This window comes from Leisingera sp. (assembly GCF_982940295.1).
Genome location: NZ_CEYXRG010000001.1, coordinates 81,224 through 105,609, shown reverse-complemented (window position 1 = coordinate 105,609; position 24,386 = coordinate 81,224). Strand labels below are relative to the sequence as shown.

The window sequence follows — 24,386 nt, the reverse complement described above, 5'->3', positions numbered from 1 at the left end:
CTTACTCTCCAGCCTGCGCGGCTTGCACCGGATCCACCTCAACGCCGGGGCGGATTTTTTGCAGGCCTTGGACCACCACGGTTTCACCTTGGGTCAGCCCGTCCAGAACCACGATGCCGGTCCCCTGCACGTCACCGGTCACGATGTAACGCTGCTGAACCTGGTTCTGATCATCTACGACCAATACAAACGGGCCCTGCTGATCGCGCTGGATCGCCGCCTGACTGATAATGATCCGGTCGATTGCCTCCTGCGACTGCAGGCCAACGGTGAGAAAAGCGCCGTCCAGGATCAAGCGGTGATCGTTTTCGAACTTTGCCCGTACGGTGACAGCCCCGGTGTCAGGGTCAACGCGATTGCCGGCAAAGGCGATCCGGCCCTTTTCCTCCAGCTCCTCTCCATTGGGGAGCACAACGAACACTTCCGGAGCGGTTTCGGTATTTGCACGGTCGCGGCCGCTGGCCTCAAGCTCCTGAAGGATCTCGACAAACTGTTTTTCATTCAGCGAGAAGGAAACATAGACCGGTGCCTCACGCACGATATTGACCAAGGGCGAGCCGCTAGGGCTCACCACATCGCCAATGCTGACCTCGACCCGGCCGAGGCGGCCTGAAAACGGCGCGTTGACCTCAGTGTAGCTCAGGTCCAGCTCCGCTTGCTGAATGGCAGCCTGGGCGGCACGCACCCCAGCCTCCGCCACCAGCTCATTTGCGCGGGCGGTATCGCGGTCCGCTTCAGAGACCGATCCGCGCTCGAACAGTTCCTGTTTCCGGGCCAGATCCAGAGCGGCCAGTTCAAGGTTAGCCTCGGCCTGCGCCAGCTCGGCCCGGCGGCTTTCCAGCACCGCCTCATAGGCGCTGCGCTCGATACGGAACAGCAGATCCCCCTGCTCCACTTCTGCGCCGTCTTCGACCAGCACCTCCTCCAGATAACCGCTGACGCGCGCCATGATGTCGGCCTTGTCAATCGCTTCGCCGCGGCCGATGAAGGTCGCAGTGTCCTTGATCGGCTTGATAGCAGCCTGCGCAACCGAAACTTTCGGCGCCGCGCCCTGCTGGGCGGTTGCAGGCCCCGCCAGCATCAGGCTTGCCGCTGCAATCATCGCAAGACCGGTGCCCCCGGACAGGCCTGCAGTCCTAAATCGTGCCATGCTGTGCCCCTTCGAATTTTGATTGTGAACTAGGATTTGATGCGCCGGCGGCTGTGATGGCCGTCGTTGCGGTAACGAAATTTACTCCATTCAATAATTTGCTAACCTTATCTGCAAGAGCCGTCTTGCACCTCACGCGCTTTCTCTCATCGCGTGGTCCAGCCGCGAGGGCTGCCCAAGCGGTTTCATCTGCGTGGAGCGCCGCACCATCTGCGGGAGTTGGGAACCGCATGCGGCGGCGAAGTGTTATCTAATCGGATGCCTGACCAGAAACCCGCCGGGGCGGGTCCGCTTGATAGCGGAGGACCAACCGCTATTTGGTTCCACGAGCGCAGGCAAGCCAGGATGCCAGGAGGAAAGAATGCGTTGGAGAGGCCGCCGGGGAAGCAGCAATATCGAGGACCGCCGTGGCCGGAGGCTGTCGGGAAGAACCGCCGGGATCGGAGGCGCCGGTGCCATCCTGATCGTGGTCGTAGGGGCATTTCTGGGCGTCGACCTCACACCGCTCTTGCAAGGCACCGCACCGCAAAGCCGCCAATCCGCGCCGGTCACCGAAGCGGATCAGGCCGCCGCAGAGTTTGTCAGCGTGGCGCTGGCCGACACTGAAGACGTCTGGGCCGCGATCTTTGAACAGCAGCTTGGCCGTGCTTACGATCCAGCCGTGCTGGTTCTCTATAAGGGGGTGACGCAATCGCCCTGCGGCGGGGCCTCTGGTGCGACCGGCCCTTTCTACTGCCCGCTGGACGAGAAGGTCTATCTCGACACCGCTTTTTTCACCACCCTGAGCCAGCGACTCGGCGCGAGCGGCGATTTTGCGGCTGCCTATGTCGTCGCGCATGAGGTTGCGCATCATGTCCAAAATGAGCTTGGCATTCTGAGTCAGACCCAGCGTATCCGCGCCCAGGTCAGCGAGGTCGAATCTAACGCAATCTCCGTGCGCACCGAACTGCAGGCAGATTGCTTCTCCGGAATCTGGGCCCGCTATGCCCGGGATCAGCTGGGCACGCTGGAGCCCGGTGACATCGGCGAAGCGATGAATGCGGCTAAACAGATCGGCGATGACACGCTGCAGCGCAACGCGGGCCGGGTGCCGCAGCCGCATACTTTCTCGCACGGCACCAGCGCCCAGCGGCAGGCTTGGTTTGCGCGGGGATATGAGACCGGGGATATCAGCGCCTGCGATACCTTCTCAGCCAATTCGCTTTGATCCGAAGGTTCCGGTTCATTGAATTCTCCTGGTGTTGGTGGTTGTCTAACCTCACGGGCGGCGCTAGGCCGGAGCCGGAAACCGGATCGATTCCGGCGCCGCGCTTGAGGCCGCCGGATTAGGGAGACAGCCAGATGAAAGTTGACGGTACGCATTACCGGTCCCTGTGGTGGGATCATGACAAGGACGCGCTGCAAATCATTGACCAGCGCTGGCTGCCGCATGACTTCCGCATCCAGCAGGTCAGCACCCTGCAGGAGTTTGCAGACGCAATTGTCGAGATGCGTGTACGCGGCGCGCCGCTGATCGGCGCCACTGCCGCCTACGGCATGGCGCTGGCGATGCGCCTGGACCCGTCCGACTCCGCGATGGATCAGGCTTGGAGCTTCCTCAACGCAACGCGCCCCACTGCCATCAACCTGCGCTGGGCGCTGGACCGCTGCCGCAATTACCTGCGGCCGCTGGCGGAAGGCGAACGGGCAGCAGCGGCCCTGGCGCTGGCCCATGAAATCGCTGACGAAGATGTCGAGATCAATCGCAGTATTGGCGCGCATGGTCTTGATTTGATTGAAAAAATTGCCGAAGGGAAACCGGCAGGCGAGCCTGTGCGGCTGCTGACCCATTGCAACGCCGGCTGGATTGCCACCGTGGACTGGGGCACCGCCACCAGCCCGATGTACCAGGCCCATGACGCCGGCATCCCGATCCACGTCTGGGTGGATGAAACCCGCCCGCGAAATCAGGGGGCACTGACCTCCTGGGAACTAGGCAGCCACGGCATCAGCCACAGCTACATCACCGACAACGCCGGCGGCCACCTGATGCAGCACGGCCAAGTCGATCTGGTGATCACCGGCACCGACCGCACCACACGCCGCGGCGACGTCTGCAACAAGATCGGCACTTACCTTAAGGCGCTGGCGGCCAAGGACAACGGCGTGCCCTTCTATGTTGCCCTGCCCTCGCCGACGATCGACTGGACTGTCTCGGATGGTGTCGCCGAAATTCCGATCGAGGAGCGCAGCGAACAAGAGATCACCCATGTCCAAGGCAAGACGGAAAGCGGTGATATCGGTGTGGTTCAGGTTACACCCGACGGAACGCCCGGCGGCAACCCGGCCTTTGACGTAACCCCCAATCGGCTGGTCACCGGACTGATCACTGAACGCGGCATCTGCGAAGCCTCCGAGGAAGGCCTGGCCGGGCTGTTCCCGGAAATGGCAGCCGCCAAGTCCGCCTGACAGGGGCGCCAGACATGAAGCCTCCCTATCAGGACAGCGCAGAATTGCGGCAGGCGGTGATTGACGCCTGCCTTGAGATGAATGCCTCGGGTACCAATCAGGGCACGTCAGGCAATATCTCCGTTCGGGCGGGTGATCACATGCTGATCACCCCATCTGGCGTGCCTTACGAGAAAATGACACCTGCGGATCTGGTCCGGATGCCGCTGGACGGCAGCGCCCCGCCAGAGGGGCAGCTCAAACCCTCCACCGAGTGGCCGTTTCACCTGGCGATCCTGCAGGCCAAGTCTGCCGTCAACGCGGTTGTCCATGCCCATCCTGTTTATTGCAGCGCGCTGGCTATGAACCGGCAGTCGATCCCCGCCTGTCACTACATGGTTGCGGCCTTTGGCGGTAGCGACGTGCCGGTGGCGGACTACGCCTTGTTCGGCAGCCGCAAATTGTCAGAGAATATAATCCGGTCTCTGCAGCACCGCAGCGCTTGCCTGATGGCCAATCACGGCGCGGTGACAACGGGTGAGAGCCTTCCCCGCGCGCTTTGGCGGATGGTGGAACTTGAAACACTTGCAAAGGGTTATACGACCAGTCTCGCCTTGGGCAAGCCGCATATCCTGAGCGAGGATGAGATGGCGGACGTGATCGCAGCTTTCGCTGATTACGGCCTGAAGGACAGCCGCTGATTTTGCACTGATGCAAAGCGTAACCGGAGTAAGCCGCCAGTCGCAGGCAATCCTTTCCGTGCCAGCTTTTTGGCTCAGATTCGTTTCCGATGTATTTGATAGTTCACGGAAATCTGTGGTGCCCAAGGAGAGACTCGAACTCTCACGATGTTGCCATCGGGGGATTTTGAATCCCCTGCGTCTACCATTCCGCCACTTGGGCCACGCACCGTTCCTAGCCAAGCCTGCCGCCAACGTCCAGAGGCAAAACGGCACCTCTGCGCCGAAATCACATCCCGTTGCAAATTCATCCGCAGCAAAGGTTGACGGAGGCCGGCGCACATGCGACCTCCCTCTGCAAACGCCGTTGAGAACGCAGGGCGCAGCATGCTGAAACCGCTATATGACCGGACGATGGCCTTGGCCGATCACCCCAAGGCGCTTTGGTGCCTGGCTGCCGTCGCCTTTGTGGAAAGCTCTGTTTTTCCAATTCCCCCAGACGTGCTGATGATACCGATGATCCTGGCGCGCCCGTCGCGCGCCTGGCTGGTCGCGCTGGTGGCTTTGGTGGCCTCTGTGGCGGGCGGTATGCTTGGATATGCCATCGGAGCATTCTTTTATGACAGCATCGGGCAACCGGTTCTGGAGGCGATGGGCAAAGGCGATGCCATGGCGGAGTTCAACACCCGCTTCAACGACTTTGGCTTCTGGGCGGTTCTGGGCGCAGGCATCACGCCGTTCCCCTACAAGGTGATCACCATCATGTCGGGCTGGACCGGAATGCCGCTCAGTACTTTCATTGCCACCTCTATCCTTGCCCGTGCACTGCGTTTTTTCATTGTCGCCGCTCTGCTCTGGCAGTTCGGGGCCCCGGTCCGCGACTTCATTGAACGCCGCTTGGGGCTGGTTTTCTCGGCCTTCATGGTGGTGCTGTTCGGCGGCTTCCTGATGGTGAGGTTCATCTGATCATGCACCGGTTTTTGATCGTCATTGCCGCCGCAGGCTCTGCAGCTCTCCTGGTTGGAGCGCTGGCCTTTCAGTACATCGGCGAAATGCCACCCTGCAATCTGTGCTACTGGCAGCGCTACCCTCATGCCGCCGCAGCCGGTATCGGCATTCTGGCGCTGATCATTCCCGGTGCCACTCTGCCATATCTTGGGGCGCTGGCAGCGCTGACCACCGCAGGCGTCGGCGTGTTTCATACCGGGGTTGAACGCGGCTGGTGGGAAGGTCCTTCCACCTGCACCTCCGGCCCGATCGGCGGACTGTCCCCCGATCAGCTGATGGAGCAGATCATGGCCGCACCGCTGGTGCGCTGCGACGACGTGCCATGGGAGCTGTTCTCGCTGTCAATGGCCAGTTGGAATGCAATTGCCTCCCTTGGCCTCGCACTGCTTTGGATTGCCGCCGCCAACTATATCCGCAAGCAGGGTTAACCTGCTGGAAAGCTAAACTGCGGCCGCTAACCCGCTGGCAGCGTTATATGCTTCAGGATCACGTGTCCTTTTTGGTGGCTAGTAGCAGATTGGTTTCACTGCTCACCACCCCTTCGAAGGTTCGGATCTTGGCAAGAGCTGCGTCCAGTGTCTCCAAAGTTTCAGTGCCAAGTTCAACAATCAAATCCCAGCGTCCATTGGTGGTGTGAATCGCCCTCACTTCCGGCAGCCCCTGCAGCTGCCGGGTGATCCGGCTGGTTCCACGGCCCTCGATACCGATCATCATCAGGCCGCGCACCGGATCCCGCAGCACATCTTCCTTTAACACAACAGTGAACCCCAGAATGTCCCCGCGGGCCTGCAGCCGCTCTATCCTGGCCCGTACCGTAGTGCGCGACAGGTTCAGCTCCAGCGCCAAATCCGACAGCGACGCCCTTGCGTTGTGACGCAGCGCAGAGATCAGGCGCTCATCCGTTCTGTCCATACTTCACTCCAAATCGAACAATCAGCAACCAATATGACCAAATTGCTTGCTGGATTCCATCGCATTTCGGAAGTTTATAGATGGAAAGCTGACTTTTTGAGAGAGCAAAACCGTGACTTCACAACATTGCATCCTGATTGGAGCCCCGGTCGACAGCGGCAAGCGCCGTGCCGGCTGTCTGATGGGCCCGGACGCCTACCGCACTGCCGGAATTGCCACCGCCCTGGAAAGTCTCGGGCACACAGTGGAAGATCTCGGCAACTTGTCTCCCGAGACACACGCCGCCGACACCAATGACGGGCTTGTCTACGCCCGCAATGAAACCATCGGCTGGACATCGCGCCTCGCTCAGGCCGCGGAAGATGCGCTTGAGTGCGGCTTGCCGGTTTTTCTCGGCGGCGATCACTCGCTGTCGCTGGGATCGGTGGCTGGCGCCGCCAATTTTGCTGCCAAGGCAGGCCGGCCGCTGTTTGTGCTGTGGCTGGACGCGCATACAGATTTCCACACGCCGGAAACCTCTGACAGCGGCAACCTGCATGGAACGCCAGTCGGATATTTCACCGGACGCAGGGGGTTCGACGATTTTCCTGAAGTCCTGAACCCGGTACCGGAAGAGAATGTCTGCATGATCGGCCTGCGATCAGTGGACACACAGGAGCGGCTCGCGCTGGAAGACAGCGCCATCCGCACCCACGACATGCGCCATATTGATGAAAACGGCATTGCCGGTCCGCTGAACCGGTTCCTCGATCAGGTCGCAGAGGCCAATGGCATGTTGCACGTCTCTCTCGACGTGGACTTCCTCGACCCCTCGGTTGCCCCGGCCGTCGGCACGACCGTCCCCGGCGGCGCGACCGTGCGCGAGGCGCATCTGGTTTGCGAAATCCTGCATGATTCCGGCCTGATGACCTCGCTGGATCTGGTGGAGCTGAATCCGTTCCTGGATGAGCGCGGCCGGACCGCGCATCTGATGGTGGATCTCTGTGCCTCCGCCCTCGGCCGCCGCGTCTTTGACCGCCCGACCCGGAGCTACCAGTGACCAGCCTGCAAGCCCCCTCTGCGGTCGTGATGATCCGGCCGCATCACTTCTGCTCGAACCCTGAAACCAAAGGCGATAACGCCTTCCAGACATTGGCAAACACGTCGGCCGAGGTTACCTCGGCTCAGGCTCTGGCGGAATTCGACGGCGCCGTCAAAGCGCTGCGCGGCGCGGGCGTTGCGGTGCATGTGTTTGATGACACCGGCACCGAAACCCCGGACAGTGTGTTTCCCAACAACTGGTTTTCCACCCACGCAGGCGGCCATGTCGCGGTCTACCCGATGTTTGCCGAAAACCGCCGCAAGGAGCGCCGCTGGGATGTGATCGAACTGCTGAAACGGGAGTACCGGGTTCAGGACGTGATCGACTACTCCGGCTTGGAGCAGGACGGGCTTTCGCTGGAAGGCACCGGCGCGATGGTGCTCGACCATATCGGCCGCATCGCCTACACGGTGAAATCCAACCGCGCCGATCCGGTTCTGCTGGAACGATTCTGCACCCATTTCAACTTTGAACCCATGGTGTTCGAAGCCAAAGATGATGCAGGCCGCGACGTCTATCACACCAATGTTCTGATGGGGATCGGCACTAAATACGCGCTGATCTGCCTGGACATGATTGTGGACCCCGCCCGCCGCGCCGAAGTTGCCGCGCGGCTGGAAGAAACCGGCCGCCGGGTCATCGACCTAACGCCCGGGCAGATCGCCAGTTTTGCCGGCAACGCCCTGGAACTCACTGGACGCAAACGCCTTCTGGCTCTCTCGGCCAAGGCATTGGACGCGCTGCGCCCGGATCAGATTTCGGTCATCGAACAGAGCGCGGAGCCGCTGCCGCTGACCATCCCCACCATCGAAACCGCAGGCGGGTCGGTACGCTGCATGCTGGCAGGCATCCACCTCAGCCCCCGTGAAAGGAAAACCGCATGACACAGCCCTCGGACAAGGCGCTGGTACCTTTTGTCAGCGTCGACAACATGATGCGCCTCATTCATCACGTCGGCATCGAGCAGATGATGCGCGATCTGGCCGAATATGTGGAAGAAGACTTCAAGCGCTGGGAGCTGTTCGACAAAACCCCGCGCGTTGCCAGCCATTCGGACGTTGGCGTGATCGAGCTGATGCCGACCTCGGATGGCGAGGCCTACGGCTTCAAGTACGTGAACGGTCACCCCAAGAACACCTCCGAAGGGCTGCAGACCGTCACCGCCTTTGGCCTCCTGGCGGATGTCTACACTGGCTATCCGGTGCTGCTGACAGAGATGACAATGCTGACCGCGCTGCGGACTGCAGCCACGTCAGCAATGGCCGCCAAGTATCTGGCGCCCAAGGGGTCAACAACGATGGCCATGATCGGCAACGGCGCCCAGTCGGAGTTCCAGACGCTGGCGATGAAGGCAATCATCGGTTTGAAATCCGTGCGTTTATATGACAACGACCCAGCCGCGACCGAAAAATGCGCCCGCAACCTGCAAGGGCTGGGGATGGAAGTTGTCGCCTGCAAAACACCAGAGGAGGCGATCGAAGGCGCGCAGATCCTCACCACCTGCACCGCGGACAAGCAGTATGCGACCATCCTGACCGACAACATGGTCGGCAGCGGCGTTCACATCAATGCAATCGGCGGTGACTGCCCCGGCAAGACCGAACTGGCACCCGGAATCCTCAACCGCTCCGATGTCTTTGTCGAATATCCGCCGCAAACCCGGATTGAGGGCGAAATCCAGCAGATGCCGGAAGACTTCGCCGTGACCGAACTATGGGAAGTGATTGCGGGCAAGAAGCAGGGACGCACCGGAGACCGTCAAATCACCCTGTTCGACAGCGTCGGTTTTGCGATCGAGGACTTCTCGGCGCTGCGCTACATCCGCGACCGTATAAAGGGCACCGATTACTTCATCGACCTGGACATGCTGGCCGACCCGGACGATCCGCGCGATCTGTTCGGTATGCTTCAGCGCGCCAAGCCCTGACACGCCACCCCCTTACACCATGCAAAGGCGGCCCGCTGAACTGAGGCCGCCGGCACCTCCGGCCTCCTTGTCCGTTTGCAGCACCCAGCGGCTTCGGTAGCACTGTTCATGGGGATCTGAGCAGTTGCCCCACGGGGAGCAGACGATCCGACAAAGAGGCCGGAACCCTTATTTTCCAACATATTGGATAGCTTACTTTAAGCGTCCAGCTCAGTATCCCAGTACAGAAAGTCCATCCAGCTTTCATGCAGGTGGTTAGGCGGAAACTTGCGCCCGGTATTGCGCAACTCCTCCGCGCCAGGCCGCCGCGGCGGCTTGCGCAGGGACATGCCGGCCCGGTGCAGCGACTTGGACCCTTTTTTCAAATTGCAGGGGCTGCAGGCCGCGACGACGTTCTCCCAACTTGTCACACCGCCCGCCGCACGCGGCACCACATGGTCGAAAGTCAGTTCTCCCTTGCTGCCGCAGTACTGGCAGCGGAATTCATCCCGCAAAAACAAATTAAAGCGCGTGAAGGCCACGCGCTTTTGAGGTTTTACATAATCTTTCAGAACCACCACAGACGGTATTCGGATCTCGGTGCTCGGACTGTGCACCACCTCGTCGTATTCGGCCACGATGGCCACCCGGTCCAGCCAGGCCGCTTTGACGGCATCCTGCCAGGTCCACAAAGACAAAGGATAATAGGAGAGTGGCCGGTAATCCGCGTTCAGTACCAGCGCCGGGTGCTGCTTGAGCGCGCCCGGAGATCTGACAAACTCTGCTCTGAAATCGCCATCCATTTTTGAACGTCTTCCTCGCCCTGATCTTCCGTGTTGCGGAACCAGAGCGGGGAACCCGCCCCAGCCTGACTTTGACTATATATCGTGGTTAGCGCCTGACAAGCCCTGATGATCCACAATATGTCGGGAGTAACCTGCGCTGATTCCGTGACAGCACGGTGACACTTATCCACAGGCGCCCAACACCCACGGCTTCTTCGCCTCTTGCCCTGCGGCCACCGCCCGCATATTGCCGTGCCATGACCCGTCTCATTCGTTTCAACAAACCTTACGATGTGCTGCCTCAGTTCACCGACCGCGGCAGCCAGGACAGCCCGCGCGCGACACTGAGCAAATATATCGACTGCCCGGGTGTCTACGCAGCCGGCCGCCTGGACCGCGACAGCGAAGGACTGATGCTGCTGACAGACAACGGCCGTTTGCAAGCCTGGATTACCGACCCCAAGCACAAGATGGACAAGACCTATTGGGTGCAGGTGGAGGGTATCCCGGATCAGCAGGCCCTGAAGAACCTGGCAGAAGGTGTTGAACTCAAAGACGGAATAACCCTGCCGGCCAAGGCTCGGATGATCCCGGAACCGCCGGGCCTCTGGGCCCGCACCCCGCCGGTCCGGGAACGCAAGACCGTCCCCGACAGCTGGATCGCGCTAACCATTCGCGAAGGCCGCAACCGGCAGGTGCGCCGGATGACAGCCGCGGTTGGGCATCCCACTCTGCGCCTGATCCGCTACAGTATCGGCGCCTGGACCCTGGACGGGCTGGCGCAGGGCGCTTGGTCGGACCTGGAACCGCCCCGCATTCCCGGCCCGCCGAAACCCTCGCAGAAGCCGCCGCGCAGACCCAAGGCATCGGCCGCGGGGCCTGCAAAAGGTGACAGGCCCCGCCGCCGCTGATAGCCTTAAAGCTATGCTGCCGCACGCCCCTGCCCCTAATGCCATTCTCGAAGCGTCGCTGTACGTGGACGACCTCGACGCAGCCGAAGGTTTCTATGGTGAAATCTTGGGATTGGAGCGTATCCAGCGGGTCGCCAAACGCCATGTTTTCTTCCGCTGCGGCGCCTCAGTCCTGCTGCTGTTCAACGCTGAGGAAACGGGGAAACCACCCGGAAACCCAAGGTTGCCAGTGCCGCCGCATGGCGCCGTCGGGCCGGGTCACGTGTGTTTTTCGCAGCCGAGAGAGGAACTGCTCCTGATGCGCGCCCGGCTGCTGGCGGCAGGCATTGCGATTGAGGCGGAATTCGACTGGCCGAGCGGCGCCCGGTCCATCTACTTCCGCGACCCGGCCGGTAATTCCCTTGAAATTGCCGAACCGCACTTGTGGGCACCCTGACCTCCCGAAGAATTGGAAGGCCAGTTATTTAAAAAAATTAGAGACCAAGCTTGTCGCGCATAAATGCAAGCGCCACGCTCAGCCCGTCCGGCGCGATGCCGTGGGCGGTGCCTTTCTGGATATGAGCAAAAACGTCCTGGAACCCCGCTTCTTGCAGGGCTTCGGCGGCTTCCGGCAAAGACTGCACCGGCACCACGTCATCCTGGTCGCCATGCACCAGCAGCACCGGCATCTTGGAGACCGCTTCGTCCTTCAGTAACTCCGGTGCCAGCAACCGGCCGGAAAAGGCTACTATACCCGACACTGGGTCCTCCCGGCGCGGCGCCACATGCAGGCTCATCATGGTCCCCTGGCTGAACCCGAACAGCACCACCTGCTCCGGCAGCACATCCTCGTCGACCATCAGCGCATCAAGGAAGGCGTTCAGGTCCTCGACCGCCGCCTGCATCCCGCGCATGCTTTCCTCTTCCGAGGAGCCATCGATCCAGGGGATCGGGAACCACTGGAACCCAAAGGGCGCGCCGGCGCAGGCCTCGGGCGCGTCGGGGGCGACAAACAGCGTATCCGGCAGATGTTCGCCCAGCGGATCGGCCAGCCCCAAGAGGTCGGCCCCATTGGCGCCATAGCCATGCAGGAACACCACAATCGAGCGGATTTCGCCAGAGACCGGCTCCTTGCGGCCGGCATTCAGTACACGAGTCATCGGATCCCTTCCCTGTCCTTCGCCACCCGGTAATAGGCCCAGAGGATACGCGCCGCAACCGACCGCCACGGCGACCAGGCTTCGGCCATTTGCCGCATCTCACGCTCCTTTGGGCGGGCTGGCAGATCAAACAGCACCCGTGCCGCCTCCTGTAAGGCCAGATCGCCATGGGCAAACACATCCGCACGGCCCAGCGAGAACATCGCATAAATTTCAGCCGTCCAGACGCCGACCCCTGGAACCTGGACCAGTGTCTCAATCACTTCTGCATCAGGCGCGTCGCGCAAGGCTTTGAAATCAATGCGTGCTTCCGCTAAAGCCCGGGCATAGCGGATCTTCTGGCGGCTAAGACCGGCTGCGCGCAGATCTTCATCCGTTGCCCATAATATCTTGCGCGGTCCGGTGAGCTTTGCGTCTTTCATCCGCTTCCAGATCGCATTGGCGGACGCCACGCTAACCTGCTGGCTGACAATCGCGCTTAGCAGTTCCGCAAAGCCGTCCGGCCTGCGCCTGAGCGGAAGCGCGCCGGTCAGCTCCAGCGCATGGCCAAAACGGCTTTCCTGCGCCGCCAGCCACGCGGCACCTTCGCTCACGCAGGCATCGCACTGGATGATCCGGCCCACGCCTGGGAGAAATGTCTGCACTTCTGACGCCACGTCACCCCCTGATTGGCCGCTGTTGAAAGAAAGCGTGATCGCCAAGCCAATTCCGCTGTCTTGCTCCGCAACATATTCACCGCTACGCATCCCACATGACTATGAGCATGACCACCCCCAGCGACGCCGTCGCCAAGAAAAACGTCGCCATCCTGGTGCTGGCGCAGGCGATCCTCGGCGCGCAGATGCCGATGATCTTTACAATCGGCGGCCTCGCAGGGCAGTCGCTGGCGGCGAACCCCTGTTTTGCAACGCTGCCGATCTCGCTGATTGTCGGCGGCTCGATGCTGGCCGCGACCCCGATCTCTGCCATCATGCAGCGCTGGGGCCGCCGCGCGGGCTTCTTTGTCGGGGCCGCCTTTGGCGCTGTTGGCGGTTTGGTCGGCGCTTACGGGCTGTATCTTGGGTCCTTCCCCATCTTTCTGCTCGGCAGCCTGCTGACCGGTGTCTATATGAGCGCGCATGGGTTCTATCGCTTCGCCGCGGCGGATACCGCCTCCGATGCCTTCCGCCCAAAGGCGATTTCCTACGTCATGGCGGGAGGTCTGGCGGCGGCGATCATCGGCCCGCAGATCGTGAAGGCCACCAGCCAAGCCTTTGTTATTCCATTTCTAGGCACCTATTTGGCGGTGATTGCAGTCAACGTTCTGGGCGCCGCGCTGTTCCTGTTTCTCGACATCCCTAAGCCGCCCGCGCCTACAGAGGACGGCCCCAAGGGCCGCAGCCGGATGGAGCTGCTGAAGACGCCCGTGATCGCAGTTGCAGTGATCTGCGCCATGGTCTCCTATGCGCTGATGAACCTGGTGATGACTTCGACGCCGCTGGCGGTGGTCGGCTGCGGTTTTACAGAGGGCAACGCCGCCGATGTGGTCACCTGGCATGTGCTGGCGATGTATGTACCGTCCTTCTTTACAGGTCACCTGATTGCCCGCTTTGGCGTGGAAAAGATCGTCGCCGCAGGTCTGGTGATCCTCGCAGGCGCCGGCGCCGTTGCCCTGCAAGGGGTCGAGTTGGAGAACTTCTTTATCGCGCTGGTGCTTTTGGGCATCGGCTGGAACTTCGGCTTCATCGGCGCCACGACAATGCTGGCCGGCGCGCATGAAAGCTACGAGCGCGGCCGGATGCAGGGCCTGAACGACCTGCTGGTCTTTGGCGGCGTCACCATGGCCTCGCTGGCGTCGGGCGGGCTGATGAACTGCTCGGGCGGCAACCCAGCGGACGGCTGGAGCGCAGTGAACATGGCCATGGCCCCCTTCCTGGTGCTGGCAGGCGGCGCGCTGATGTGGCTGGTGTTGCGGCCCAAAGAGGCCTGACTACTCTGAAAACCAAAAAAGGCGCCCCGGGAGGCGCCTTTTTCTTTCGATGCGATTTCTTTACCAGCGCCCTGAGGCGGCCCGCCACATCAATCCTGCCCTGCGCCGGAACTCGCTCTGCCCAAGCGAGCCTTGCGCTACCCGTTCAGGCTGGCGAATGGCCTGTTTCAGCAGGCTTTCCGCCTGCCATCCCGCCAGCAGCGCAATACCCGACTGCTTCGAAACCCTCCCGCCGCTTGACCGAGAGTTTTGGATCTTTTCCAAGCCCTTAAGGGCCAAAGCCTGCACACCTTCCAAGGTTCCGTCCAGCAACGGGATCCGTTTCTGGGCCTCCAGCTCCGGAATGGCGCGCAGCCAGTTGGCAACGCCGATGCCATAGGCAAAGTCACGCACGACGGCTTCATCCGCCTGCCCCAAAGACGCCGCCGCCATCCACATCAGCGACCCGCTGGTGCGGTCGATGTAGCTGTCAAAGACAGCTTGATCCTCAAACGGGTCCTTGTAGATGTCCCAGCGCCGCGCCTCCGCCATACCGTCAACGCAGGCCGCCAGTTCCGGATTCAGAAACCGCGCGAGCGGAGTCGCCACGTAGTGCCGCCGGACGGGCTTGCCCTCGGCGATCTCTGCACCTACGTCGCGCCACCATTGCACCCGCATTTCGGCAATCATGCTTTCCTGGCTGGCCCAAGGTGCCCGGGCCAGTTCGACATTGAAGGCATAGAGCGCAAACAGCAGCGGCCGCGCCTGGACCGGTGCGGCCATCGTGGCCAGAAACCGGTCCGGGTCGCTCTTCTGAACCAGCTCCGCGCAGGCTGTCAGGTCGTCGTCAAACTGCATCCGCCTGCCCGGCCCCGCAGTCATGCGCCAATTTCCAGCGGATCGCATCCAGCAGCGCCTCGAACGAGGCGTCGATGATGTTCGGGCTGACCCCAACAGTGGACCACCGGCGGCCCTGACTATCTTCGCTGTCGATGATGACACGGGTCACAGCTTCGGTGCCGCCCTGAGTGATCCGCACCTTGAAGTCGACCAGCCGCATATCCTCCAGCTGGGCGGAGTAGCGCCCCAGATCCTTGATCAGCGCCCGTGCCAACGCGTTCACCGGGCCGCGGTCGCTGCCGGTTTCGTCCAGAGACTCACTGACTGACAAGCGTTTTTCGCCGTCGACCTTCACCACCACAACTGCCTCGGAGAGGCTGACCATCCGATTGTACTTGTTCTTGCGCCGCTCGACCGTGACCTTGTAGCGCTTCACCTCAAAGAAGTCAGGCAATTGGTCCAGCTCATCGCGCGCCAGCAGTTCGAACGAGGCCTGCGCGGTATCGTAGGAATAGCCTTCCGCCTCGCGCTCCTTGATCCGCTCCAGGATCCGCGCCAGCGCCGGGTTGCCAGTTTCTACGCTCAAGCCCGCGTCGGTCAAACGCTTGCGCAGGTTCGACTGCCCGGCCTGATTAGACATCGGGATGACCCGCGCATTGCCGACCTTGCCTGGCTCGATGTGCTCATAGGTCGACGGATCCTTGAGGATCGCGCTGGCATGCAGCCCCGCCTTATGGGCAAAGGCCGAAGCGCCCACATAGGCCGCCTGCCGCACCGGAACCCGGTTCAGGATATCATCCAGCATCCGGCTGATCCGGGTAAGACCCTTAAGCGCCTTTAGGCTCACGCCGGTGTCGAACTGGCTGGCATAGGGCTCCTTCAGCAGCAGAGTCGGGATCAGCGCGGTCAGGTTGGCATTGCCGCAGCGCTCCCCCAGACCGTTCAGTGTGCCCTGGATCTGACGCGCCCCGGCATCCACCGCCGCTAGCGAGCAGGCAACAGCATTTTCCGTGTCGTTATGGGTATGTATCCCCAGTTTCTCACCTGGAATTCCGGCGGCAACAACCTCCGCAACAATGCGGCTCACCTCTGCCGGCAGCGCGCCGCCGTTGGTATCGCACAGCACCACCCAGCGCGCCCCGGCCTCCAGCGCGGCGCGGCAGGCCGCCAGCGCGTACTCCGGATTATCCTTGTAGCCGTCAAAAAAATGCTCGGCGTCAAACAGCGCCTCGCGCCCCTGCGCCACGATATGGGCGACCGAGGCACGGATATTCTCGAGGTTCTCCTCCAGCGTGATCCCCAGCGCATGGGTCACGTGGTAGTCGTGGCTTTTGCCGACCAGACAGACGGCGGGTGTGCCCGCGTTCATGACCGCTGCCAGCACATCGTCATTTTCCGCGGACCGCCCGGCCCGCTTGGTCATGCCAAAGGCGGTCATGGTGGCGCGGGTTTCCGGAGCCTCCCCGAAAAAGGCGCTATCGGTCGGGTTTGCACCCGGCCAGCCGCCTTCGATGTAATCGACCCCCAGGCCGTCCAGCGCCTGGGCGATCTGCTTTTTTTCCGCAGTCGAGAACTGCACGCCCTGGGTCTGCTGCCCGTCCCGCAGGGTCGTGTCGTAAAGGTAGAGCCGTTCCTTGCCCATCAAAGCGCCCCCAGCTTGTCCGGGTCAAACCCCGCACCCGGCACCAGTTCCACGCCGGTCTTGCTCATCCGCACCTCAAGCCCTGCCTCAACAAAGGCCGCCTTAAGCCTGTCAACTTCGGAAAAATCTTTGCTTTCCAAAGCCTTCTGGCGCGTTTCGAACAGTTTTTCTTCAAAGGAGGAAAGATCAATGGGGGGCGCGGAGGCCCAAGCGCCCATCTCATCGGTCAGCAGCCCCAGCAACCGGGCGGAGGCCAGCAGCCCCGCCGCATCGCCATCCGCTGCCAGCTTGTGCAGCTCTGCAATCGCGCCTGCGGAATTAAGGTCATCCGCCAGTGCTTCCAGGACCACGGCAGCAGCGCTGGACGCGGGTTCGATGCCCGCGGTCAGCGCCCGCCACTTGCGCAGCGTCGCCTCGGCCTCCTTGGCCTTCTTGTCGGTCCAGTCCATCGGCTTGCGGTAATGGGTCTGCAGGAACACCAGCCGGATTACCTCGCCTGGATAGCCTTGGTCCAGCAGATCGCGCACAGTGAAAAAGTTACCCAGTGATTTGGACATCTTCTTGCCTTCCACCTGCAGCATCTCGTTGTGCAGCCAGAATCGTGCAAACTCACCCTCCGGATGGGCGCAGCAGCTTTGCGCAATTTCATTCTCGTGATGCGGGAACATCAGGTCGTTGCCGCCGCCGTGGATATCAAACGTCTCGCCCAGCAGCTCATAGGACATCGCCGAGCATTCGATGTGCCAGCCCGGCCGCCCGCGGCCCCAGGGGCTTTCCCAGCCTGGCAGATCGCCGGTGGAGGGTTTCCACAGCACGAAATCCATCGGGTTCTTCTTGTAAGGCGCCACCTCCACACGGGCGCCGGCGATCATGTCATCAACAGACCGGCCTGACAGCTTGCCGTAAAGTTCTTTCCAACTATCGACAGCAAACAGCACATGGCCTTCCGCAGCATAGGCGTGGCCCTTGGTGATCAGCTCCTCGATCATCGCCACCATCTGCGGAATGTACTCAGTCGCCCGCGGCATGTGGTTGGGTTCCAGCGCGCCGAGCTCGCCCATATCGTCCAGGAACCACTGGGTGGTTTCTGCTGTGATATCGCCGATCGCGCGGCCACTTTCGGCGGCACGGGCGTTGATCTTGTCGTCGACGTCGGTGAAGTTCCGGGCATAAGTCACTTGATCCGCGCCATAAACTTCACGTAGCAGCCGGAACAGAACGTCAAAGACCACCACAGGTCGAGCATTGCCCAGATGCGCCCGGTCATACACCGTGGGGCCGCAGACATACATCCGCACGTTGCTGGCGTCGATCGGCTCAAAGACCTCTTTCTTGCGGGTCTTCGTATTGTGCAGCTTGATCACTATGTCCTTGGTTCTCATGCCCGGTTCCTTTCCCATGCCCAGCTCAAATCGGCCGACATCACCCTTTGCGCGCAGCGCGGGCTTAGCAACTTGTCAAGGAAATGAAAACGACAGAAACCAGCCCGCTGATATGTCAGCAGGTAATGCAGCAGATGATGGCGGTGCATTTATGGTTCATGAGGGTTGCTTAGCACGGGCCGGCACCCCCGCCAAGGCTTTTGCTTCAAAAAGCAAAGGCCGCCCCGTCTGCCTTGGGTACAGACCGGGCGGCCAGCGGCGCAGCGGAACAGGTGAGTGCTGCGCCCGCTTTGGCGTCAGCTTAGAATTTGAACGACGCGCGCAGCGATACCGAGGTGGCATCCGCGCCAACGCCGGAGTTGCCGAAGTCGTCGAACTCATGCTCCAGCACTTCGCCGCCGATCTGCCACTGGTCGGTCACCTGATAAGTCAGGCCAACGCCGTAGAACTCACCGGTTTCGCTGCCCAGCGAGCTGTCGGCCTCAGCCACACCGCCGGTGACATAGGCCAGAACGTTGCCGAAGTCGTAACCGGCTTTCACCTTGGCACGAGCAACCGAGTCAACGGTTGCGCCACCGCCCAGGTCCACGTCAGTGGTGTCATAATCCAGTTCGCCGCCCAGCACGAAGCGGCCAAAGTCATGGTTGTAGCCGGCGTGGATACCGTATGCGGCATCATCACCCGACGCACCGTTGGTTGCGTCCACATCCAGCTGGCCGATCTGGCCACCCAGGTAGAAACCAGTCCAGTCGCCGCCATCATTGGCCACCGGTACGGGTGCCGGTGCCGGTGCCGGCTCGACCACCGGTTCACTGATGTTACCGGCAAATGCTGCACTGCCCATTACGGCTGCGATGGCTGTCATAGCTACGAAACGAGTCATTCAGACTTCTCCTTTTGCAGTCCCGGCGCAGGTTGTGCGCCGTTGGAGCTTACAAAAGGTCTCCAAAGCCGAACTTCCAGTCCTATCGGCTCACGTTCCCTTGAACTGGCAATGACTGGCCGAAATTCCCCTGCAACGTGCGCTTTTCCGCCGGACTCCAATATCGGAGATAAGTGCAGCCATTGAAATGGACCCTGCGCGCACCTAGCGCCCTGACACTGCATGGCATCGGTCACCCGCTGCGCGTAACGGCAGTTAGCCAGGGCCAGCGATCGTCAGAAGCGAAATGCAGCGGTTAAGGATAAAGTCTCGCCGCGCGGTCGGCCGCTGCCATCCTTGGGTCCGGCTTCGTGATGCAGCAGCTCACCCCGCAGTTGCAGTGCCCGGTTGAGAGAAACACGCATTCCCAAACCAAACAGTGCCCCATTCCGCTTGCCGGTTGCGGTCTCAGCTTGCAACCCGCCCAGGGTAACAACACCCGTTGCTGGACCAAAGTCGTATCCCGCGTGGAGACGCAGCTGATGCGTTTCATCTGCCCGCACCGCCCGTGTCAGCAGACCGGAACGGCGGGAGGCAACCGTGCCGCCAAGGATAAAACTGCCAAACTCCTGCAGGAAGGCCAGCTGGAAAGCTTGCGGCTCGGTGCTGCCGGCGCCGGATGCGGCTTGAACGCGGTTACTGAAAAGCGGCCTGGCCCACCCTTCTGCAAAACTCGGCTGGGCAAAGGCAAGCCCAACAGAAAGACCCGCGGCAAAGGCATGAGTGAGTGTGGTTTTCCTAACCATCGGCATATCGCTTTGCCTTCTTGAAATGCGCTGTTTCAGCGCGCCATCCCCAGGACCCCAGTTTCGCCATTAATGCTTAATATTCGGTTCCCAAGGCCATCCTGCCAATAACTGCCAGCCGCGCATAGCGTCAAAAATCGAAGATACACCAATAAAAATAAATACATTTACTTAAAGCCACAGTTTTGCGGCGTCCAAACCGCGCCTGGCGCCCCGAATGAAAATCATGTCGCTTTTTTCATCCTGGTCGCAAACGGGCAAGAAACCCCTTCCAGCCGTGTCAAATTACAACAACACAGACAGGAGCCCGCATGCAGGGAGAACGCAGCCTTGTCAGCCTGATCTGCCGCACAATCGGTGCGGCGCGCGGGCGTGCGGCCAGAGGCCGGCCGCACTGAGTTGGAATTCCAGTAATTTCCACTCACCCACCTGAAAGGCTCAATATAATGAACGACCAAGCCTCCTCCTCCCGCGCTGGCCGCAGCGGCGGCCGCAATGCACGACGTGCCGCCCGGGCAGCCGCATTGCCGGATCATCTGCGCCCCGTGCGCCCGGGGATGGAATCCACCGCCCTGAAAATGCTCAGCCAAGCGGACATGGAGCAGATCCACCAGACCGCACTGACCGCACTCGAAGAGATCGGCCTCGCCGATGCCCCCCAAAGCGGCATCGAATACTTGACCGCAGCAGGCTGTACCCTGGGCGATGACGGCCGTATCCGCTTCCCCCGCGCCCTGGTCGAGGACACCATTGCCAAAGCCAACCGGTCCGTCACCCTGTTTAGCCGCGACGGCAAGACCGATCTGCAGCTGTCTGGCGGCCGCGTCCATTACGGAACCGCCGGCGCCGCGGTCAGCATGGTGGACGTGCACGGCAAGACCTACCGCGATTCCACCGTGCAGGATCTGCACGACGCCGCCCGCATCTGCGACCAGCTCGACAATATCCACTTTGTCCAGCGCCCGATGGTATGCCGCGACATCGCCGACAACTGCGAGATGGATCTGAACTCGATTTACGCCACTACCGCCGGCACGACCAAACATGTCGGCGTCTCCTTCACCGAGCCGGGCTTCGTAAAGCCGGGGCTGGAACTTCTGCATATGATTGCGGGCGGCGAAGACAAGTGGCGAGAGCGCCCTTTCGTGTCGAACTCCAACTGCTTTGTGGTTCCGCCGATGAAGTTCGCCACGGAATCCTGCGAGGTGATGGAGGAGTGCATCAAGGGCGGCATGCCGGTGCTCCTGCTGTCGGCTGGCATGGCGGGCGCAACCGCGCCCTCCACCATTGCCGGCGCAATTGCCCAGGCGGTGGCGGAATGCTTGGCCGGGCTGGTTTACGTAAACGCCGTAAAGCCCGGTGCCCCAGCGATTTTCGGTACCTGGCCCTTCGGCCTGGACCTGCGCACCGGCGCGATGTCCGTGGGTTCTGGCGAGCAAGCTTTGCTGACTGCAGGCTGCGCTCAGATGCACAAGTTCTACGACCTGCCCGGCGGTGCCGCTGCAGGCGCCTCGGATTCGAAAATGCCCGACATGCAGGCCGGCTGGGAGCAGATGTGCTCAGCCGTGATGGCGGGGCTATCCGGTCTCAATATGGTTTACGAGGCCGCGGGCATGCATGCTTCGCTGCTGGGCTTCTGCCATGAGTCGCTGATCCTCGACAACGACCTGCTGGGCCAGGCGCAACGCTGTGTGCGCGGCATTGAGGTCAACGAAGAGACTTTGGCCTTGGACCAGATGCGCGCCACCTGCCTTGGCGGGCCCGGCCACTATCTGGGCACCGATCAGACGCTCAGCCGGATGCAGATGGACTATGTCTATCCCGACCTGGGCGACCGCACCTCACCCAAGGAATGGGCGGAGCGCGACAAGCCCGACCTGATCCAAAAGGCAATTGTGAAAAAGGAAAAGATCCTGTCGCAACGCGCCACAGCCAGGTTTGACGCCGCCACCGACATGGCGATCCGGGAGAAGTTCAACATCTATTTGCCTGCGTAACCACCAGTATCGCTTTCAAACGGGCCGGAATTTCCGGCCCGTTTTTTTGCATCAGTGCCAGTGGCCGTCAGTTCTGCAACCGGCCGATATACCAGACTGCCTTCCTGAGTGGTCCATTTGTGCTACACCGGGCCCATCACCAGCAATCCAATAAAACGCGAACTAATGGCTTCCACAGCCGGGAGCTTCATGATAACTATTTGTTAACATGCGCTTCTTTGCAAAGCGCGCTGGCTTTCGGTTGTTTCATGACGCACATTCTTGCAATGCAAAGGTGCAGGCTGGTATTGCATTATTGCATGACGAGACCCGTGTGTATCTCGCTACAGCCTCGCGGCTCCTCAAAAGCGCAAGATGACAGTGCCAGATGGGTGGGAAAACCATCATCCGAAAATTCGCAACGCAAACCTGCGCTTGGGTCGCCGCACCCAACACTGTTGCAAAAGCGGTCCTCGAATATTAACCAGCTGTCTCCCGAGAGACCAAAGTTTCTCAGTAGTTTTTATGCCACCACAGATTTCAGGGTAGGGTTTTCGGATCCGATCCGGCGATAGCTGAGATTGCAAACGAGCCAGAATCCTTTGCGGAACACACCGAACGGTCACATCTTGCAAAACTGCAAAATGACAATGGGAAAATGCAGCGCGAGACGGTATCCCGCGCTGCAATCGGTCTTTAGAAGAAGGCCTGCAAACCAGTCTGAGCACGGCCCAGGATCAGAGCATGAACATCGTGGGTGCCCTCATAGGTGTTCACCGTTTCCAGATTCACCATGTGGCGGATCACGTTGAACTCCAGGCTGATACCATTGCCGCCATGCATGTCGCGAGCCATCCGGGCAATCTCCAGCGCCTTGCCGCAGTTGTTGCGCTTGATGATCGAGATCATCTCCGGTGCCGCGCTGGCCTCATCCATCAGCCGCCCGACCCGCAGAGAGGCCTGCAGGCCAAGGGTGATCTCGGTCTGCATGTTGGCAAGCTTCAGCTGAAACAGCTGCGTATTGGCCAGCGGGCGGCCGAACTGCGTGCGGTCAAGCCCGTACTGGCGCGCTGCGTGCCAGCAAGCCTCCGCCGCGCCCATTGCGCCCCAGCTGATGCCGTAACGGGCGCGGTTCAAACACCCGAAAGGCCCCTTAAGTCCTTGAACATGTGGCAGAAGTGCGTCTTCGCCAACTTCAACGCCGTCCATCACGATTTCGCCGGTGATCGACGCGCGCAGGGAGGCCTTGTTCTGGATCTTCGGCGCGCTCAGGCCTTTCAGGCCCTTGTCGAGCACAAAGCCGCGAATCTTGCCGCCATGCGCCTCGGACTTGGCCCAGACCACAAAAACATCTGCGATCGGCGCGTTGGAGATCCACATCTTGGAGCCGGTAAGTCTATAACCGCCCTCGGTTTTTTCCGCCCGGGTCTTCATGCTGGCGGGGTCGGAACCGGCATCCGGCTCGGTCAGGCCAAAGCAGCCGATCCATTCGCCGGAGGCGAGTTTCGGCAGGTATTTCTGGCGCTGCTCTTCGCTGCCGTATGCGTAGATGGGATACATCACCAGCGAGCTTTGCACCGACATCATCGAGCGGTAGCCGCTGTCGACACGTTCCACCTCGCGCGCCACCAGTCCATAGGATACATAGCCGCCGCCAAGGCCGCCGTATTCTTCCGGGATGGTAGTGCCAAGCAGGCCCATTTCGCCCATCTCGCGGAAGATTTCGGGATCGGTTTCTTCGTCTTCATAGGCACTTAGCACACGCGGCTGAAGTTTTTCCTGGGCATAGGCGCGGGCCGAGGCGGAGATCATCCGCTCATCTTCGGTCAGCTGGTCCTCCAGCCGCAGCGGATCTTCCCAGTTGAAACGGCCCAGGTCCGGAGCATCTTTGGCGCGCAGCGCGGGTTTGTCGGTCATCATGTCACCTCAATGGTTCGCGGTTTGGGCAAACCCTAACGGGAGGTGAAGGGAAAAAACAGCGAGACTTTCGCAAAGATCCATGACAAACACTCATACATGACCGTGCCCCGCAAATTCCTGCCATCCATCTCCTCCCTGCGCGCGCTTGAAGCGCTCGACCGTCTGGGCAGCGCTTCCGCTGCGGCCGAGGAACTCGCACTCACGCAAGGCGCCGTGAGCCGCCAACTGCAAACGCTGGAACGGCAATTGGGGATGGAACTGGTGCAACGGGACCAGAAGCGCCTGATGCTGACCTCTGAAGCGCAGGACTACGCCGCGGAGATCCGCCAAGCGCTGAACCAGATTGTGCAATCAACCCTGCGTTTGCAGGCCGCGCCGCTGGCCGGCACGCTGAATCTGGCGATTTTGCCCGCCTTCGGAATGCGCTGGCTGATGCCGCGGCTGCCGGAGTTTTCCCGGCTGCACCCGGATGTGACAATCAACATGGCCACCCGTCTGGAGCCATTCAACTTCTCCACGGAACCCTTTGATGCGGCTATTCATTTCGGAAACGCAGAATGGCCTGGCACGCGGTCCTTGCTGCTCAAGCACGAACAGCTGCTGCCGGTCTGCGCGCCGGAGCTTTTGGAGGGCCGTTCAGTCACGGACCCCAAGGATATCCTGAAGATGCCGCTGCTGCACATTCAAACCCGGACGACCGCCTGGCGGGACTGGTTCAACCGGCAAGGGATCGCTGCCGATGACGGGCTGAGCGGCACGATCTATGATCAATTCGCAACCATCACCCAAGCTGCTCTGCATGGCCTCGGGGTGGCGCTGATGCCGGATTACCTGGTGGAACAGGATCTGGCCACCGGCCGTCTGGTGGCGCTGCACCCGGAACCGCTGGAGTCAGCCGGTGCCTATTACCTGGTCTGGCCGGAGCGGAAGTCAGGCGCGCCGGCGCTGATGAAATTCAGGGAGTGGCTGGCGGGCCAGGCGCAGCCGGAAGATCCGCTGCCGCGCTGACCG

Annotated in this window: 24 protein-coding genes and 1 tRNA gene; 13 read left to right on the top strand and 12 right to left on the bottom strand. The window is 61.2% G+C overall.

All coding sequences use genetic code 11. The annotated features are described in order from the left end of the window. Window position 1: 1 nt before the first annotated feature. Window positions 2-1,150 (bottom strand): efflux RND transporter periplasmic adaptor subunit, encoded by a 1,149-nt coding sequence (locus AC4HIX_RS00515; RefSeq protein WP_490397443.1) that lies wholly within the window; start codon window positions 1,148-1,150, stop codon window positions 2-4. 361 nt (window positions 1,151-1,511) lie between these two features. On the opposite strand from AC4HIX_RS00515, the gene ypfJ reads away from it, so the two are divergent. The 3 genes from ypfJ (at window position 1,512) to AC4HIX_RS00500 (ending at window position 4,278) form a co-directional block, all read left to right on the top strand. Next, entirely contained in the window at window positions 1,512-2,357 is an 846-nt protein-coding gene (gene ypfJ, locus AC4HIX_RS00510; RefSeq protein ID WP_490397442.1) for a KPN_02809 family neutral zinc metallopeptidase, read from the top strand. A gap of 134 nt (window positions 2,358-2,491) precedes the next feature. Continuing rightward, complete coding sequence (mtnA, locus tag AC4HIX_RS00505) at window positions 2,492-3,598, top strand: S-methyl-5-thioribose-1-phosphate isomerase (protein WP_490397441.1); 1,107 nt, start codon at window positions 2,492-2,494, stop codon at window positions 3,596-3,598. A 14-nt stretch (window positions 3,599-3,612) separates the two neighbouring features. Next, window positions 3,613-4,278, top strand: a complete 666-nt coding sequence (locus AC4HIX_RS00500) for a class II aldolase/adducin family protein (protein WP_490397440.1) — start codon at window positions 3,613-3,615, stop codon at window positions 4,276-4,278. 116 nt (window positions 4,279-4,394) lie between these two features. Here the strand turns inward: AC4HIX_RS00500 and AC4HIX_RS00495 are convergent. Then, a tRNA-Leu gene (locus AC4HIX_RS00495) sits at window positions 4,395-4,480 on the bottom strand. 164 nt (window positions 4,481-4,644) lie between these two features. Between AC4HIX_RS00495 and AC4HIX_RS00490 the strand changes: the two genes are divergently transcribed. Both AC4HIX_RS00490 and AC4HIX_RS00485 read left to right on the top strand, forming a co-directional pair. Then, window positions 4,645-5,223 (top strand): YqaA family protein, encoded by a 579-nt coding sequence (locus tag AC4HIX_RS00490; RefSeq protein ID WP_475053138.1) that lies wholly within the window; start codon window positions 4,645-4,647, stop codon window positions 5,221-5,223. Between the two features lie 2 nt (window positions 5,224-5,225). Beyond that, window positions 5,226-5,693, top strand: coding sequence for a disulfide bond formation protein B (locus tag AC4HIX_RS00485; RefSeq protein ID WP_490397439.1), 468 nt, complete (start codon window positions 5,226-5,228; stop codon window positions 5,691-5,693). 58 nt (window positions 5,694-5,751) lie between these two features. Here AC4HIX_RS00485 and AC4HIX_RS00480 read toward each other — a convergent pair whose 3' ends face one another. Next, entirely contained in the window at window positions 5,752-6,177 is a 426-nt protein-coding gene (locus tag AC4HIX_RS00480) for an Lrp/AsnC family transcriptional regulator (RefSeq protein WP_490397438.1), read from the bottom strand. Window positions 6,178-6,289: 112 nt separating this feature from the next. Here AC4HIX_RS00480 and rocF point away from each other — a divergent pair, with 112 nt between their 5' ends. From rocF to ocd, 3 genes are read left to right on the top strand one after another with little or no spacing between them, the layout of a single operon-like run. Next, window positions 6,290-7,216 carry an arginase gene (gene rocF, locus AC4HIX_RS00475; protein ID WP_490397437.1) on the top strand — a complete coding sequence of 309 codons (927 nt, stop codon included), beginning with the start codon at window positions 6,290-6,292 and terminating at the stop codon, window positions 7,214-7,216. After that, window positions 7,213-8,142 (top strand): citrulline utilization hydrolase CtlX, encoded by a 930-nt coding sequence (gene ctlX, locus AC4HIX_RS00470; RefSeq protein WP_490397436.1) that lies wholly within the window; start codon window positions 7,213-7,215, stop codon window positions 8,140-8,142. The genes rocF and ctlX overlap by 4 nt, the downstream gene beginning before the upstream one ends. Further along, window positions 8,139-9,185, top strand: coding sequence for an ornithine cyclodeaminase (gene ocd / locus AC4HIX_RS00465; RefSeq protein WP_490397435.1), 1,047 nt, complete (start codon window positions 8,139-8,141; stop codon window positions 9,183-9,185). Before ctlX ends, ocd begins: the two co-directional genes overlap by 4 nt. Window positions 9,186-9,382: 197 nt before the next feature. On the opposite strand, the gene AC4HIX_RS00460 is transcribed toward ocd, so the two are convergent. Then, window positions 9,383-9,967, bottom strand: coding sequence for an HNH endonuclease (locus AC4HIX_RS00460; RefSeq protein WP_027237634.1), 585 nt, complete (start codon window positions 9,965-9,967; stop codon window positions 9,383-9,385). 239 nt (window positions 9,968-10,206) lie between these two features. Here AC4HIX_RS00460 and AC4HIX_RS00455 point away from each other — a divergent pair, with 239 nt between their 5' ends. Together AC4HIX_RS00455 and AC4HIX_RS00450 are read left to right on the top strand one after the other, a co-directional pair. After that, window positions 10,207-10,860 carry a pseudouridine synthase gene (locus AC4HIX_RS00455; protein WP_490397434.1) on the top strand — a complete coding sequence of 218 codons (654 nt, stop codon included), beginning with the start codon at window positions 10,207-10,209 and terminating at the stop codon, window positions 10,858-10,860. A 13-nt stretch (window positions 10,861-10,873) separates the two neighbouring features. Further along, a complete protein-coding gene (locus AC4HIX_RS00450; protein WP_490397433.1) occupies window positions 10,874-11,296 on the top strand; it encodes a VOC family protein in 423 nt (140 codons plus the stop codon). A gap of 37 nt (window positions 11,297-11,333) precedes the next feature. Here AC4HIX_RS00450 and AC4HIX_RS00445 read toward each other — a convergent pair whose 3' ends face one another. Together AC4HIX_RS00445 and AC4HIX_RS00440 are read right to left on the bottom strand one after the other, a co-directional pair. Further along, window positions 11,334-11,999, bottom strand: a complete 666-nt coding sequence (locus AC4HIX_RS00445; RefSeq protein WP_475052080.1) for an alpha/beta hydrolase — start codon at window positions 11,997-11,999, stop codon at window positions 11,334-11,336. Then, entirely contained in the window at window positions 11,996-12,643 is a 648-nt protein-coding gene (locus AC4HIX_RS00440; protein WP_475052082.1) for a DNA-3-methyladenine glycosylase family protein, read from the bottom strand. The genes AC4HIX_RS00445 and AC4HIX_RS00440 overlap by 4 nt, the downstream gene beginning before the upstream one ends. Before the next feature lie 107 nt (window positions 12,644-12,750). On the opposite strand from AC4HIX_RS00440, the gene AC4HIX_RS00435 reads away from it, so the two are divergent. Further along, window positions 12,751-13,968 carry an MFS transporter gene (locus tag AC4HIX_RS00435; protein WP_490397432.1) on the top strand — a complete coding sequence of 406 codons (1,218 nt, stop codon included), beginning with the start codon at window positions 12,751-12,753 and terminating at the stop codon, window positions 13,966-13,968. Window positions 13,969-14,028: 60 nt separating this feature from the next. Here AC4HIX_RS00435 and AC4HIX_RS00430 read toward each other — a convergent pair whose 3' ends face one another. The 5 genes from AC4HIX_RS00430 to AC4HIX_RS00410 all read right to left on the bottom strand — a co-directional run bounded on the left by AC4HIX_RS00430 (window position 14,029) and on the right by AC4HIX_RS00410 (window position 19,485). Continuing rightward, the gene (locus tag AC4HIX_RS00430) at window positions 14,029-14,805 is read right to left on the bottom strand and encodes a squalene/phytoene synthase family protein (protein WP_490397664.1); all 777 of its coding nucleotides are present in this window, start codon (window positions 14,803-14,805) and stop codon (window positions 14,029-14,031) included. Further along, on the bottom strand, window positions 14,795-16,429 hold the full coding sequence (cimA, locus tag AC4HIX_RS00425) for a citramalate synthase (protein ID WP_490397431.1): 1,635 nt from the start codon (window positions 16,427-16,429) through the stop codon (window positions 14,795-14,797). The genes AC4HIX_RS00430 and cimA overlap by 11 nt, the downstream gene beginning before the upstream one ends. Continuing rightward, window positions 16,429-17,811, bottom strand: coding sequence for a cysteine--tRNA ligase (cysS, locus tag AC4HIX_RS00420; protein WP_490397430.1), 1,383 nt, complete (start codon window positions 17,809-17,811; stop codon window positions 16,429-16,431). Before cysS ends, cimA begins: the two co-directional genes overlap by 1 nt. A 301-nt stretch (window positions 17,812-18,112) precedes the next feature. Continuing rightward, complete coding sequence (locus AC4HIX_RS00415; protein WP_490397429.1) at window positions 18,113-18,694, bottom strand: outer membrane protein; 582 nt, start codon at window positions 18,692-18,694, stop codon at window positions 18,113-18,115. Window positions 18,695-18,969: 275 nt separating this feature from the next. After that, window positions 18,970-19,485: a hypothetical protein gene (locus AC4HIX_RS00410; protein ID WP_490397428.1), complete on the bottom strand. Its 516-nt coding sequence runs from the start codon at window positions 19,483-19,485 to the stop codon at window positions 18,970-18,972. 440 nt (window positions 19,486-19,925) lie between these two features. On the opposite strand from AC4HIX_RS00410, the gene AC4HIX_RS00405 reads away from it, so the two are divergent. After that, a complete protein-coding gene (locus tag AC4HIX_RS00405; protein WP_490397427.1) occupies window positions 19,926-21,476 on the top strand; it encodes a trimethylamine methyltransferase family protein in 1,551 nt (516 codons plus the stop codon). Window positions 21,477-22,151: 675 nt separating this feature from the next. On the opposite strand, the gene AC4HIX_RS00400 is transcribed toward AC4HIX_RS00405, so the two are convergent. Further along, window positions 22,152-23,372 carry an acyl-CoA dehydrogenase gene (locus AC4HIX_RS00400; RefSeq protein WP_490397426.1) on the bottom strand — a complete coding sequence of 407 codons (1,221 nt, stop codon included), beginning with the start codon at window positions 23,370-23,372 and terminating at the stop codon, window positions 22,152-22,154. A 99-nt stretch (window positions 23,373-23,471) separates the two neighbouring features. Between AC4HIX_RS00400 and AC4HIX_RS00395 the strand changes: the two genes are divergently transcribed. Continuing rightward, window positions 23,472-24,383, top strand: a complete 912-nt coding sequence (locus AC4HIX_RS00395; protein ID WP_490397425.1) for a LysR family transcriptional regulator — start codon at window positions 23,472-23,474, stop codon at window positions 24,381-24,383. Window positions 24,384-24,386 lie beyond the last annotated feature (3 nt).

Coding starts and splice junctions, on each gene's coding strand:
- AC4HIX_RS00515 (WP_490397443.1), bottom strand. CDS start 1,150: ATGGCACGATTTAGGACTGCAGGCCTGTCCGGGGGCACCGGTCTTGCG.
- ypfJ (WP_490397442.1), top strand. CDS start 1,512: ATGCGTTGGAGAGGCCGCCGGGGAAGCAGCAATATCGAGGACCGCCGT.
- mtnA (WP_490397441.1), top strand. CDS start 2,492: ATGAAAGTTGACGGTACGCATTACCGGTCCCTGTGGTGGGATCATGAC.
- AC4HIX_RS00500 (WP_490397440.1), top strand. CDS start 3,613: ATGAAGCCTCCCTATCAGGACAGCGCAGAATTGCGGCAGGCGGTGATT.
- AC4HIX_RS00490 (WP_475053138.1), top strand. CDS start 4,645: ATGCTGAAACCGCTATATGACCGGACGATGGCCTTGGCCGATCACCCC.
- AC4HIX_RS00485 (WP_490397439.1), top strand. CDS start 5,226: ATGCACCGGTTTTTGATCGTCATTGCCGCCGCAGGCTCTGCAGCTCTC.
- AC4HIX_RS00480 (WP_490397438.1), bottom strand. CDS start 6,177: ATGGACAGAACGGATGAGCGCCTGATCTCTGCGCTGCGTCACAACGCA.
- ocd (WP_490397435.1), top strand. CDS start 8,139: ATGACACAGCCCTCGGACAAGGCGCTGGTACCTTTTGTCAGCGTCGAC.
- AC4HIX_RS00460 (WP_027237634.1), bottom strand. CDS start 9,967: ATGGATGGCGATTTCAGAGCAGAGTTTGTCAGATCTCCGGGCGCGCTC.
- AC4HIX_RS00455 (WP_490397434.1), top strand. CDS start 10,207: ATGACCCGTCTCATTCGTTTCAACAAACCTTACGATGTGCTGCCTCAG.
- AC4HIX_RS00450 (WP_490397433.1), top strand. CDS start 10,874: ATGCTGCCGCACGCCCCTGCCCCTAATGCCATTCTCGAAGCGTCGCTG.
- AC4HIX_RS00445 (WP_475052080.1), bottom strand. CDS start 11,999: ATGACTCGTGTACTGAATGCCGGCCGCAAGGAGCCGGTCTCTGGCGAA.
- AC4HIX_RS00435 (WP_490397432.1), top strand. CDS start 12,751: ATGACTATGAGCATGACCACCCCCAGCGACGCCGTCGCCAAGAAAAAC.
- AC4HIX_RS00430 (WP_490397664.1), bottom strand. CDS start 14,805: ATGCAGTTTGACGACGACCTGACAGCCTGCGCGGAGCTGGTTCAGAAG.
- cimA (WP_490397431.1), bottom strand. CDS start 16,429: ATGGGCAAGGAACGGCTCTACCTTTACGACACGACCCTGCGGGACGGG.
- cysS (WP_490397430.1), bottom strand. CDS start 17,811: ATGAGAACCAAGGACATAGTGATCAAGCTGCACAATACGAAGACCCGC.
- AC4HIX_RS00415 (WP_490397429.1), bottom strand. CDS start 18,694: ATGACTCGTTTCGTAGCTATGACAGCCATCGCAGCCGTAATGGGCAGT.
- AC4HIX_RS00410 (WP_490397428.1), bottom strand. CDS start 19,485: ATGCCGATGGTTAGGAAAACCACACTCACTCATGCCTTTGCCGCGGGT.
- AC4HIX_RS00405 (WP_490397427.1), top strand. CDS start 19,926: ATGAACGACCAAGCCTCCTCCTCCCGCGCTGGCCGCAGCGGCGGCCGC.
- AC4HIX_RS00400 (WP_490397426.1), bottom strand. CDS start 23,372: ATGACCGACAAACCCGCGCTGCGCGCCAAAGATGCTCCGGACCTGGGC.
- AC4HIX_RS00395 (WP_490397425.1), top strand. CDS start 23,472: ATGACCGTGCCCCGCAAATTCCTGCCATCCATCTCCTCCCTGCGCGCG.